12 protein-coding genes are annotated in these 11,557 nt (G+C 70.8%); 10 read left to right on the top strand and 2 right to left on the bottom strand.

The genetic code is table 11. The annotated features are described in order from the left end of the window. Window positions 1-34 precede the first annotated feature (34 nt). Window positions 35-883, top strand: coding sequence for a helix-turn-helix domain-containing protein (locus tag RAC81_RS03700; RefSeq protein WP_375081072.1), 849 nt, complete (start codon window positions 35-37; stop codon window positions 881-883). Here RAC81_RS03700 and RAC81_RS03695 read toward each other — a convergent pair. Next, window positions 855-2,084, bottom strand: a complete 1,230-nt coding sequence (locus RAC81_RS03695; RefSeq protein ID WP_375081071.1) for an APC family permease — start codon at window positions 2,082-2,084, stop codon at window positions 855-857. The two genes, RAC81_RS03700 and RAC81_RS03695, sit on opposite strands and share 29 nt — an antisense overlap. 54 nt (window positions 2,085-2,138) lie before the next feature. Then, complete coding sequence (locus tag RAC81_RS03690) at window positions 2,139-2,609, bottom strand: DUF4442 domain-containing protein (protein WP_375081070.1); 471 nt, start codon at window positions 2,607-2,609, stop codon at window positions 2,139-2,141. 106 nt (window positions 2,610-2,715) lie between these two features. Between RAC81_RS03690 and RAC81_RS03685 the strand changes: the two genes are divergently transcribed. The 9 genes from RAC81_RS03685 to RAC81_RS03645 all read left to right on the top strand — a co-directional run bounded on the left by RAC81_RS03685 (window position 2,716) and on the right by RAC81_RS03645 (window position 11,354). Further along, entirely contained in the window at window positions 2,716-3,144 is a 429-nt protein-coding gene (locus tag RAC81_RS03685; RefSeq protein WP_375081069.1) for a GntR family transcriptional regulator, read from the top strand. Then, on the top strand, window positions 3,141-4,193 hold the full coding sequence (locus tag RAC81_RS03680) for a DUF1648 domain-containing protein (RefSeq protein WP_375081068.1): 1,053 nt from the start codon (window positions 3,141-3,143) through the stop codon (window positions 4,191-4,193). The genes RAC81_RS03685 and RAC81_RS03680 overlap by 4 nt, the downstream gene beginning before the upstream one ends. Further along, entirely contained in the window at window positions 4,190-5,158 is a 969-nt protein-coding gene (locus RAC81_RS03675; RefSeq protein WP_375081067.1) for a lysostaphin resistance A-like protein, read from the top strand. The genes RAC81_RS03680 and RAC81_RS03675 overlap by 4 nt, the downstream gene beginning before the upstream one ends. A 33-nt stretch (window positions 5,159-5,191) precedes the next feature. After that, complete coding sequence (locus RAC81_RS03670; RefSeq protein WP_375081066.1) at window positions 5,192-5,851, top strand: O-methyltransferase; 660 nt, start codon at window positions 5,192-5,194, stop codon at window positions 5,849-5,851. 99 nt (window positions 5,852-5,950) lie between these two features. After that, window positions 5,951-7,231 (top strand): phosphopyruvate hydratase, encoded by a 1,281-nt coding sequence (gene eno, locus RAC81_RS03665; protein ID WP_375081065.1) that lies wholly within the window; start codon window positions 5,951-5,953, stop codon window positions 7,229-7,231. 55 nt (window positions 7,232-7,286) lie between these two features. After that, window positions 7,287-7,847 (top strand): septum formation initiator family protein, encoded by a 561-nt coding sequence (locus RAC81_RS03660; protein ID WP_375081064.1) that lies wholly within the window; start codon window positions 7,287-7,289, stop codon window positions 7,845-7,847. Between the two features lie 61 nt (window positions 7,848-7,908). Continuing rightward, complete coding sequence (locus RAC81_RS03655; protein ID WP_375081063.1) at window positions 7,909-8,451, top strand: DUF501 domain-containing protein; 543 nt, start codon at window positions 7,909-7,911, stop codon at window positions 8,449-8,451. After that, the gene (locus tag RAC81_RS03650; protein WP_375081062.1) at window positions 8,448-9,737 is read left to right on the top strand and encodes a S8 family serine peptidase; all 1,290 of its coding nucleotides are present in this window, start codon (window positions 8,448-8,450) and stop codon (window positions 9,735-9,737) included. Before RAC81_RS03655 ends, RAC81_RS03650 begins: the two co-directional genes overlap by 4 nt. Before the next feature lie 39 nt (window positions 9,738-9,776). Then, window positions 9,777-11,354, top strand: coding sequence for an NAD(P)/FAD-dependent oxidoreductase (locus RAC81_RS03645; protein WP_375081061.1), 1,578 nt, complete (start codon window positions 9,777-9,779; stop codon window positions 11,352-11,354). The last annotated feature ends 203 nt before the right edge of the window (window positions 11,355-11,557 follow it).

Here is an 11,557-nt window from a genome sequence, read left to right as displayed (position 1 = left end):
TGCGCGAGTCGGGTGCCGGACCTACTCTGGAGCGATGGCGACGGGCGAGCGAGGAGTGCTGTATCCGGCGCGTCTGCCGCAGTTCCACCGCCTGCCCGCGTCGAGCGCAGCAAGGGATCTCGTCGGCTGGTTCTGGATCCCGGAGTGGGACATCGAGCCCGGCCGATCATCCAGGCAGCACGTCGTCGGGTATCCCGCTCTCAATCTCGTCGTGGAGAGCGCTGTCGAGCCGACCGGGGAGCCGGCCGCCGTGACGCTCTCGGGCGCGACCAGTCGAGCGTCGTTCCGTGACCTGAGCGGCACGGGCTGGGCGGTCGGAGCGTTGCTGCGGCCCGCCGCGGTCGCCGCCCTCACCGACGCGCCCGCCGATCTGGTCGACACCGGGATCGAGATCGCCGCTCCCGGGCTCGCCGGCGATGTCGCGGCAGCGATGGCATCCGACGTCGGCCACCGCGAGCGTGCCGCGACCGTCGTCTCGGACTGGTTGGTGCGGCGGGTCGGTGCGCTCGATTCCTCCGCGCACCAGTCGAACCGGGTCGTGGACCTGCTCATGGCGGAGGACGGCCCGGATACGGTCGAGGAGATCGCGAGGCGTGTGTCCGTATCGATGCGCACCCTGCAGCGCATCACGCACCGGCACGTCGGGCTGTCGCCGGCCGCGATGCTCCGGCGGCGCCGGTTGCAGCGAGCCGCAGAGCGTCTCCGGCAGGATGCGGACCTCGATATCGCCGATCTCGCGGCGTCCCTGGGATACGCGGACCACGCGCACCTCACCCGCGACTTCCGCCGCAATCTCGGTGTCGTGCCCCGGGCCTACCGGGCCGCCGCGGACAGATCGGAAGCCTTCGACGGCCTCAGCGCCGCGAGACACGAAGACGGATGAGGCGATAGGCCACCCCGGCGAGAACCACGGCGGTGCCGATCAGCGACGCGACGATGGGCAGCGAGTTCACGAGCAGGAGGCATCCGAGCGCGCCGATCACCTGCAGTGCGCGCGGATACCGACGTGCCGGCCCCGTCTGACGGAATGCCGCGGCGTTCGCGATCAGGTAGTACAGCAGCACGCCGAACGAGGAGAATCCGATGGTCTCCCGCAGGTCGCCGAGCAGCACGATGCCGATCACGACGACGCCGACGGCGATCTCGGCGCGGCGGGGCACGTGCCATCGGTCGTCGATGCGGGCGAGGACGCGCGGCAGGTCGCTCTCCCGTGCCATCGCCAGTGTCGTGCGACCGATACCGGTGAGGAGGGCGAGCAGCGCTCCCAGCGACGCGGCGGCTGCGGCGATCCGCACTACGGGACCGAGTGCGGACCACCCGCCGGCGGCGACCACCTCCGCGAGCGGAGCGCCGGTGGCCGCGGCGTCCGCGCCGAGGGTGAGTGTGACCGTGATCCCCACCGCGGCGTACACAACGACGGCACCGCCCAGGGCGAGCACGATCGCCCGCGGGATCGTGCGAACGGGGTCCACCACCTCTTCGCCGAGCGTCGCGATGCGCGCATATCCGGCGAATGCGAAGAACAACAGCCCCGCACCCTGCAGCACGCCGTAGGCGGTCGGGTCGGACAAGGGCGCGGGGTCGCTGCCGGGCAACGATCCCACGCCGATCGCCACGACGACCGCGAGTCCGAGAAGAGAGCACACGACGAGGATGCGGGTGAGCAGCGCCGTGCGCGTCACACCGAAGCAGTTCACCGCGACGAGCGCGGCGACGGCGACCACTGCCACCGGCACCTGCCAACCCGCAGGGGCCGCATAGGCGGCGAAGGTCAGAGCCATCGCCGCGCAGCTCGCGATCTTGCCGATCACGAAGCTCCACCCGGCCAGGAAACCCCACCACGGGCCGATCTCCGCCCGCGCGTACGCGTAGGTGCCGCCGGCGACGGGATACGAGGCGGCCAACTGGGCCGAGGCGGTGGCGTTGCAGTACGCGACGACCGCGGCGACTCCGAGCGCGATGAGGATGCCGTTGCCGGCGACCCCGATCGCCGGGCCCCAGACCGAGAAGACGCCGGCGCCGATCATGGAGCCCAGGCCGATGACGACGGCGTCAGCGAGGCTCAGGCGGCGGGCGAGGGGCACGCGTTCATCGTGTCACGGGCGGATGAACGGGCGGTATCGCGGCGCCGGAGCGTGTCAGCCGCGGGAGGCGGTGACCCGTTTCTTCTCGCGGACGTACACCTCGCGCCGAACCCGCGCGACGACGTCGCCCTCGCGGTCGGTGATCACGGTCTCGAACCACTCGAGCACCTTGGCACCGCCGGCAGCACGCTCCCGCAGTTCTGCAGCTTTCTCGCGTGAGACCTCGAACTCCGCCGTGAGCACACCTCGGCCCGGCTTGACGAACTCGATCTCGCCGCGCGTGTCCCAGACGACGTAGTCGCGGCCGAGCTGATGCATCACGAGCATGAAGAAGTACGGGTCGGTCATCGCCGACATGGATCCGCCGAACGCGGTCTTGACGTAGTTGCGGGTGATGACGTTGACGTGCAGGTCGACGGTCGCGTGGGTCCAGTCGTCCGAGAACCGACGGACGCGGATGCCGCTGAACAGGTTCGGGACCCAGAGGCTCATGCCGATCGCGAGACGGCGAGGGGTGATGCGCATGTCGTCATTGTGCGGCAGGGGAGCGCGCCATCCGAACTCTTCTGGAGGTTGCCACAGTTGTTATACTTCTCATAGAATTATTGGTGAATACAGTGGAGGTGCGAGGATGCTGATCAGGGTCAACCCCGAGAGCCCCCGGCCGCTGTACGACCAGGTGGCGGCATCCATCCGCGCCGATCTGCTCGCCGGCGTCCTCGCGCCCGGTGATCGACTCCCTGCCGCGCGCGACGTCGCGACGGCGCTGCGCATCAACCAGCACACGGTGCTGCACGCGTATCAGCGGCTCCGCGACGAGGGCCTGATCGATCTTCGCCGCGGGCGTGGAGCCGTCATCTCGGCGGCTGCCGCGCCACTCGCGGAGCTCGCGCACGAGATCGACGACCTCGTGGCCCGTGCCGCGCACATGGGGGTCTCCGCTGAGATCCTCGCCGGCATCATCCGAGCGCACCCGCAGACCGGCTCCGACGCCCGACCACACGACGCGGCGCGACCGCGAGAGACCCCGATGCCACGCGAGTCCGAGGAGGCACCATGACACCCACCGGCACCCGGCCCGACTCCACCGCCCCGAGGAGACGAGCGAAGCTGCTCTTCCTGCTCGTCGCGGTCGCCATCCCCGTCGTCGTCACCGCGGTCGGGGTCATCGTGCTGGTCCGCTGGCTGCCGGCGTTCCCCGACCCGGTCGCCACGCACTGGGGCATCGGCGGCGCCGACGGCTTCGGACCGGCATCCACCTTCCTGTGGCTGCTTCTGGGGGTCGGTCTCGGAGTGCCGCTGCTCATGGTCGTGACGACCCTGGTCGCTTCGCGCGACCAGTGGGGCCCCGCCGCCCGGCTGATGGGTGCGCTCGCCGCGGGGATGTCGGCGTTCGCCGCCGTCATGAGCCTGGGGTCTCTGTGGATCCAGCGCGACCTCGCGTCCGGTGCCGAGATCCCGGGTATCGGGGGAGTGATGGGACTCGCACTGGCGGGCCTCCTCCTGGTCGGCGGTCTCGCGTGGGTGATTCAGCCTCGCTACCGCACCCCCGACGGACGGGTTCTCGCGCCGCGGCAGGACGTCCGGGTCGGCACGGGCGAGCGGGTCGTCTGGGTGGCGACGGCCACCATGCCTCGTGGCGTGCTCGTGCTCCTCGGCCTCGTCCTCGCCGGTCTCGTCGTGCTCGCCGTGTTCATGCTCGCCGCACGAGTGCCCGGCGGATGGATCGTCGCGCTCGTCGCCGTGGTCGTCGCACTCGCGCTGGCCGCCACAGCGTCGTACCGGGTGAGCGCGACGCCCGAGGGGTTCACCGCCCGCGCCCTCCTGGGGCGGCCGCACATCGTCATCCCGCTCGACGAGATCGCCGATGTGCGCGCGATCGACGTGTCGCCGTTCGGAGAGTTCGGCGGCTGGGGCTGGCGGATCTCCGTCGACGGTCGCACGGGCGTCGTGATGCGTCGCGGTCCGGCGATCGAGGTGTCGCGACGAGGGCGCAAGCCCTTCCTCGTCACGGTCGACGGAGCTGAGGAAGGTGCGGCCCTGCTGCAGACGTACGTCGACCGGGAAGCGGGACGACCGGCCGCCTCGCCGAGTGAGGACGAGCGATGAACGCGGCGCAGAGGGTGCGCTGGACGCCCGTGCTCGCCTTCGTGCTCCTCGCGTGCGGGCTCGCCTGGCTCGTCGCGCTGCCGCTGTGGCTCGGCGACGGCCTCGCGGAGCCGCTCGCCCCCGTGCTGCTCGTCGTCATGATGCTCACCCCCGCCGTCGCCGCGCTGATCGTCACGTTCGCGCTCGGGGCGCCCGCGCGCGGCGCCCGGCTGTGGTTCCTCGGACTCTGGCCGCTGCGACCGGCGAAGCGTGTCGTCTGGCTGCTGCTGATCGGCTGGCTCGGTCCGCCGATCGTGGTCGCTCTCGGCATCCTGATCGCCGTCGCGGTCGGCTTCGTGCAGCTCGACTTCACGTTCGCGGGCCTCTCCGCGCAGATCGAACAGGCGCTCCCGGCCGGGGCGCCGATGCCCCCAGTCGGTCTCGTCGTCATCTCCCAGCTCGCCTTCGTGCCGATCGCCGCGATCATCAACAGCGTTCCCGCGCTCGGGGAGGAGCTGGGGTGGCGCGGATGGCTCATGCCCGCCCTCCGACCGCTCGGCACGTGGCCCGCGCTGGCTCTCAGCGGCGCGATCTGGGGGCTCTGGCACAGCCCGGTGATCCTGCTCGGCTACAACTTCGGGCGAACCGACCTCTCCGGCGTGCTGTTCATGACCGTGGGATGTGTGGGCTGGGGCGTGCTGCTGGGGTGGTTGCGTCTGCGATCCGCCTCGATCTGGCCGGCAGTCGTCGCGCACGGATCGCTGAATGCCTCGGCAGGGCTCATCCTGATCGTCGCCGCCGGGCGACCCGACCTCGCGCTCGCCGGACCCCTCGGAGTCGCGGGGTGGGTGGCGGCGGCCGTCGCCATCGCGGTGCTCCTCGCCACCGGTCAGTTCCGGCGCCAGCCCGAGCTCGGCGATGCACCCGCCCGGGCGAAACATGCAGTGGAGACGGCTGCTCCGGCATCCCCGTTCGTCGCCCCTTGACGCCCTCGTCCGCGTCGCGGTTGGCTGAGGAGCATGGAATCCACACCCTCCGCCTGGTCGACCGCCGACGCCTACCTCGCCGACCTCCTGGTCGGACACGATCCGCAGCTGGAGGCGGCGCTCGACGCGCAGCGTGAGGCCGGGTTGCCCGAGATCGAGGTCGCACCGGTGGGCGGCAAGCTGCTCAACCTGCTCGTGCGCATCAGCGGTGCCCGGTGGGTGCTCGAGATCGGCACGCTCGGCGGGTACTCCACGATCTGGATGGCCAGGGCCGTCGGGCCGGAGGGTCGGGTCGTCACGGTGGAGGCGGAGGCAGACAACGCCTCCGTCGCGCGGGCGAGCATCGACGCGGCCGGTGTCGGCGACCGCGTCGAGATCCGGGTCGGACGAGGGGAGGACGTCCTGCCCACGCTGGAAGGAGCCTTCGACCTCGTGTTCATCGACGCCGACAAGGAGTCGAACACGCTGTATCTCGACTGGGCCGCGAGACTCGGGCATCCCGGCACGGCTGTGGTGCTCGACAATATCGGCCGAGAGGGTGAGATCGTGCGTGACGACACCACCGACCCCAAGGTGATCGGCACGCGCGAGGGCCTGCAGATGCTGGGGGAGGACCCCCGCTTCGACGCCACCGCCCTGCAGACCGTGGGGGTCAAAGGGTGGGACGGCATAGCTCTCGCCGTGGTCGTCTGACGCCGGACACGACCCCCGGGCCGGAGCGGACGGCGAGCTAGACTGGGCGCGGATCGACGACGCTCCACACATCTTCCTCTCTGAACAAGGAGCACATCAGTGGCACTGATCGAGGCTGTAGGCGCACGCGAGATTCTCGACTCGCGCGGAAACCCGACCGTCGAGGTGGAGGTGCTCCTCGACGACGGCGTCGTCCAGCGGGCCGCCGTCCCCTCCGGTGCATCCACGGGTGCGTTCGAGGCGTACGAACTGCGTGACGGCGACAAGAGCCGCTACGGCGGCAAGGGCGTCCTCAAGGCCGTCGAGGCCGTCATCGACGAGCTCGGCCCGGCCCTCGAGGGCGTCGAGGCGAGCGAGCAGCGCATCGTCGACGAGATCCTCATCGAGACCGACGGCACCGACAACAAGCAGCGCACCGGTGCCAACGCGATCCTCGGCGTGAGCCTCGCCGTGGCGAAGGCCGCCGCCGACTCGGCCGACCTGCCGCTGTTCCGCTACCTCGGCGGACCCAACGCGCACGTCCTGCCCGTGCCGCTGTTCAACGTCATCAACGGTGGCGAGCACGCCGACAACGGCATCGACATGCAGGAGTTCTTCCTCGCGCCGATCGGCGCCGAGACCTACTCCGAGTCGCTGCGCTGGGGCGTCGAGACCTACCACGTGCTGCGCAGCGAGCTGAAGGCCGCCGGCTACGCGACCGGCCTCGGTGACGAGGGCGGCTTCGCCCCCGACCTGCCCAGCAACCGCGAAGGCCTCGACTTCCTCGTCAAGGCGATCGAGAAGGCCGGCTTCACGCCCGGCACCGACATCGCGCTCGGCCTCGACGTCGCCGCGACCGAGTTCTTCTCCGACGGCGTGTACCGCCTCGACAACAAGGACTGGACCGGCCCCGAGCTGATCGAGTACTACCAGGGCCTGGTGAACGACTTCCCGATCGTCACGATCGAGGACGCCCTCGCCGAGGACGACTGGGACAACTGGAAGCTCCTCACCGACGCACTCGGCTCGAAGGTCCAGCTCGTCGGCGACGACCTGTTCGTCACCAACCCGAGCCGCCTCGCCGACGGCATCAAGCGCGGCGTCGCGAACTCGCTGCTCGTCAAGGTGAACCAGATCGGCACCCTGACCGAGACGTTCGACGCGGTCAGCCTCGCACAGCGCTCCGGCTACACCGCGATGCTGTCGCACCGCTCGGGCGAGACCGAGGACACCACCATCGCCGACCTCGTCGTCGCGACGAACGCGGGTCAGATCAAGGCGGGTGCGCCTGCTCGCAGCGAGCGCGTCGCGAAGTACAATCAGCTTCTGCGCATCGAGGAGGAGCTGGGCGACGCCGCGGTGTTCGCCGGCCGCTCCGCCTTCCCCCGCTACCAGGGCTGAGCGCAGCTGAAGACGATCCACCAGACCCCTGCGGTCTGAACCCGGAGGAGGAGCCGTGGCACGACGACCGGCTCCTCCTTCGGCGTCTGCGGGCACGTCGCGGGCCACGGCGCCGACCGCTCCGCGGAGCGGTCGCACCTCGACACCCCGAGGAACCGCGCAGACGCGCGGTGCCGGCGAGCGGCGCGTCGACGTGCGCGAGTGGGCTTCCGGCATCCGACTCTCGGCCTTCTCCGTCATCATGCTCTCGCTCGTCGTGCTGGGCGCGTGGGTGCTCGTGCCGACGCTCGGCACCTACATCGACCAGCGCCAGAAGATCGGCGCGCTCGAGCACTCGATCCAGGTGTCGGAGGACGAGATCACGGCCCTCCAGAAGGAGCGCGAGCGCTGGAACGACCCGGCGTACATCACGACCCAGGCCCGAGAGCGCCTCTACTACGTGAAGCCCGGCGAGGTCGTCTACCTCATCGACAACGACCTCGACCCCGCGGCGCTGCCCCAGGAACAGGGGCCGGTCAGCGACACGCTCGAGGAGAAGCCCTCGGACTGGATGCCGCAGCTGCTGCGCACGCTCACCTCGGCCGGTCTCAGCGACACCGCCGTCGTCGCGCGCTGACCGCGGTCGCGGCCCGCGCGGCTCCGAGCATCCTCCCCGACTGCTCCCGTACGCTTGTCAGGTGACCACCCCGCCTTTCCCTGCCCCCACGCCCGCTGAGATAGCCGTGGTCTCGGCCCAGCTGGGGCGCCAGGCCCGCGGGGTCGTCGGCATCGCCGCACGCTGTGCCTGCGGGAACCCGACCGTGGTCGCGACCACGCCGCGGCTGCCCGACGGCACGCCCTTCCCGACGTTCTACTACCTGACACACCCGGCCGCGACGGCCGCCATGTCGACCCTCGAGGCCACACAGGTGATGCCCGAGCTGGCGGCTCTGCTCGCCGATGACGCCGACATGGCCGCGAGCTATCTGGCCGCGCACGAGGCGTATCTCGCCGATCGCGCGGGATTCGGCGACGTGCCCGAGATCGACGGTGTCTCCGCCGGCGGCATGCCGACCCGCGTGAAGTGCCTGCACGCCCTCGCCGGACACGCGCTGGCCGCGGGGCCCGGAGTCAACCCGATCGGCGACGAGGCGCTCGCACGCTCCAGCTGGTCTCCCGACGTCTGCCGCTGCGACGACCCCGGCGCGGCGCTCCGCGACCCCGAGGCGTCATCGGCATGAGCCGGGGGCGGATGCTGCGCAGTGCCGTCGCGGCTGCGGCGGTGGTGGCATCCGTGCTGCTGCTCGGCGCGGCGACGCCGCCGCCGGTCGCCGACGACCCGCAGGACCCGACGCGCGCGGCGGAGTACTGGCTCGACGGCGCGCGGATTCGCGAGGCCTGGCAGACCACGCGGGGCGAGGGTGTGACGATCGCGGTGATCGACACGGGCATCGGCAAGGTGCCCGGTACGTTCGACGGCGCCGTGCTGGGCGGGACCGACGTCTCCGGCGCCGGCTCGCCGGACGGACGCACGCCGCTGGGAGCGGTCGACGGCAACCACGGATCCTGGGTGGCCTCGCTGGCCGCAGGTCGCGGGGCGGCCGACGGCACCGGCATGATCGGCGTCGCTCCCGAGGCGAACCTGCTCTCGATCTCGGTGGGCTTCGGCGCCGCCGCGGCCGTGCCGTTCACCGAGCAGGTCGCGAAGGCCATGAAGTGGGCGGTCGACAACGGCGCCGACATCATCAACCTCTCCTTCACGACCAACACGCTCGACTGGGACCGCAGTTGGGACGAGGCCTTCCTCTACGCGTTCGAGCACGATGTCGTCGTGGTCGTCGCGGCGGGCAACCGCGGCAGCGGCACCGACATCATCGGGGCGCCGGCGACGATCCCCGGCGTGCTCACGGTCGGGGGAGTGGACCAGACGGGCACCGCGAGCATCGAGGCGTCGACGCAGGGCATCACGATCGGCGTCGCCGCACCGAGCGAGGGGCTGCTCGGCGTCTCGGCCGACGGCAAGCTCGTCTCGTGGAGCGGCACCAGTGGCGCGGCGCCGATCGTCGCGGGCATCGCGGCGCTGATCCGGTCGGCGCACCCCGAGCTCGACGCCGCGAACGTCATCAACCGCATCATCAAGACGGCCATCCCCGTCGAGGGGATGGCCAGGGTGCCCGACCCGTTCTACGGGTACGGGCTGATCGACGCGCAGGCGGCGGTGACCGCCGATCTCCCGAAGGTCAGCGAGAACCCGATGGGCGATCTCGCCGAGTGGGTGCGCCTGTACCGCAGGGCGGAGACGGTGCCTCAGCCCGAGCCCACGGCGACGCCCATCGCGGTGCCGCCGCTGCCCGCGGCCGACGCGCCGTCGGAGCCCGGTTCACCGCTGCTTCCCAGCGCCGATTCACTGCGCTACGGTACCCTGCCGCTCATCGCGCTCACAGTCCCTGGTATCCTGATAGCGCTTGGCGTCACCGCTGCTGCCCGGCGCATCCGATCGGCGCGCGCTCGCACGCCACATTCCTGACTCCCGAGGAGTTTTTCCCCCGTGCCTCAGAACAGCACTGTGCCCAAGATTCTGATCGTCGGTGGAGGCTACGCAGGCTTCTACACCGCGTGGAAGCTCGAGAAGCACCTTCGCAAGGGTGAAGCAGACGTCACCATGGTCGACCCGCTGCCGTACATGACGTACCAGCCCTTCCTCCCCGAGGTGGCCGCCGGCTCGATCGAGGCCCGCCACTCGGTGGTCGCCCACCGTCGTCACCTCAAGCGCACGCACGTGCTGACCGCCAAGGTGACGAACATCAACCACGCCGCGAAGACGGCGACCATCACGCCGCCGCTCGGCGAGCCGTACGAGTTCGCGTACGACCAGATCGTCGTCACCGCCGGTGCCGTCTCGCGCACGTTCCCGATCCCGGGCATCGCCGACAACGCGATCGGTCTCAAGACCATCGAAGAGGCCGTCGCGATCCGTGACCGTCTGATGTCGAACTTCGATAAGGCCGCCACGCTGCCGGCCGGCCCCGAGCGCGACCGTCTGCTGACCGTCGTCGTCGTCGGCGGCGGCTTCGCGGGCATCGAGGTGTTCGCCGAGCTGCGTTCGCTCGCCTCGTCGCTGGTGAGCAAGTACCCGCAGCTCACGTTCGACGACACGCACTTCCACCTGATCGAGGCGATGGGCCGCATCATGCCCGAGGTCTCGCTCGAGACGAGCAAGTGGGTCATGAAGGATCTGGGCAAGCGAGGCGCGTTCATCCACCTCGACACGCAGCTCACGAGCGCCGTCGACGGCAACGTCGAGCTGTCGACCGGCGAGGTCATCCCGACCGACCTCATCGTGTGGACGGCCGGCGTCATGGCGAACCCGACCGTCGTGCGCGGCGGCGACCTGCCCGTCGAGGAGCGTGGTCGTATCCAGACCCGCGCCGACCTGCGTGTCGGCACTCCCGAGGCCTTCGTCGAGGGCGCCTGGGCTGCCGGTGACGTCTCGGCCGTCCCCGACCTCTCGGGTGGCGGTGTCGGCGGCTTCTGCGTGCCGAACGCGCAGCACGCCGTGCGTCAGGCGAAGCTGCTCGCGAAGAACCTCGTCGCGGTGCTCCGCGGTGAGGCTCCCAAGGAGTACTTCCACAAGAACCTCGGCGCCGTCGCGGGCCTCGGCCTCTACAACGGTGTCTTCCAGTCCGGCAAGATCGCGCTCAAGGGATTCATCGCCTGGCTCGCGCACCGCGGCTACCACGGTCTGGCGATGCCGACGTGGGAGCGCAAGTGGCGGGTGCTGTGGGGCTGGTGGAACAACCTGTGGCTGGGCCGCGACCTGGTCAACCTGCAGACGGTGCAGAACCCGCGGTACGTGTTCGAGGAGTTCGCCGCTCGCCCGCGTCCGGCCGCCGACGCTCCGGCGCCCGCCGCCCCGGCCGCTCCGGCACTGCCCGGATCGCACTCCTCGGAGCCGGCGACCACCATCGCCGCCGCCGAGTCGACGCCGGCTGCCGACGAGCCAGTGACCGACGACGCCCCCGCAGAGAAGCCCGCTTCCGAGGCCGCTGGATCCAAGGCTCCGGCCAAGAAGCCCGCGGCGAAGAAGCCGGCCGCGAAGAAGGCCGCTGCCGACAAGCCGGCCGAGACGGCCGCCGCCAAGTAAGCGCTCGCCGAACGCCCCGACCCCTCGCGGAGTCGGGGCGTTCGCCGTTTCCCGGGAGCTTCGGCTCGCACCGCACTCATAGGCGAAGTGGCTACGGTGGGGACTGCAAGGGGAGTACTCCCATCTGCGATGGCGTCGTCATTACGGACATGAGATCGTGTCCCGGCCCATCGGCCCGCAAGGGTGGAGGAGACCGGGCGTCC

It is taken from the genome of Microbacterium sp. CR_7 (genome assembly GCF_041954755.1).
In the GTDB taxonomy this organism is placed as follows: Bacteria; Actinomycetota; Actinomycetes; order Actinomycetales; family Microbacteriaceae; genus Microbacterium.
The sequence above is the reverse complement of the archived record's forward strand: the minus strand, read 5'-3'. Positions and strand labels throughout refer to the sequence as shown.

Coding starts and splice junctions, on each gene's coding strand:
- RAC81_RS03700 (WP_375081072.1), top strand. CDS start 35: ATGGCGACGGGCGAGCGAGGAGTGCTGTATCCGGCGCGTCTGCCGCAG.
- RAC81_RS03690 (WP_375081070.1), bottom strand. CDS start 2,609: ATGCGCATCACCCCTCGCCGTCTCGCGATCGGCATGAGCCTCTGGGTC.
- RAC81_RS03685 (WP_375081069.1), top strand. CDS start 2,716: ATGCTGATCAGGGTCAACCCCGAGAGCCCCCGGCCGCTGTACGACCAG.
- RAC81_RS03680 (WP_375081068.1), top strand. CDS start 3,141: ATGACACCCACCGGCACCCGGCCCGACTCCACCGCCCCGAGGAGACGA.
- RAC81_RS03675 (WP_375081067.1), top strand. CDS start 4,190: ATGAACGCGGCGCAGAGGGTGCGCTGGACGCCCGTGCTCGCCTTCGTG.
- RAC81_RS03670 (WP_375081066.1), top strand. CDS start 5,192: ATGGAATCCACACCCTCCGCCTGGTCGACCGCCGACGCCTACCTCGCC.
- RAC81_RS03650 (WP_375081062.1), top strand. CDS start 8,448: ATGAGCCGGGGGCGGATGCTGCGCAGTGCCGTCGCGGCTGCGGCGGTG.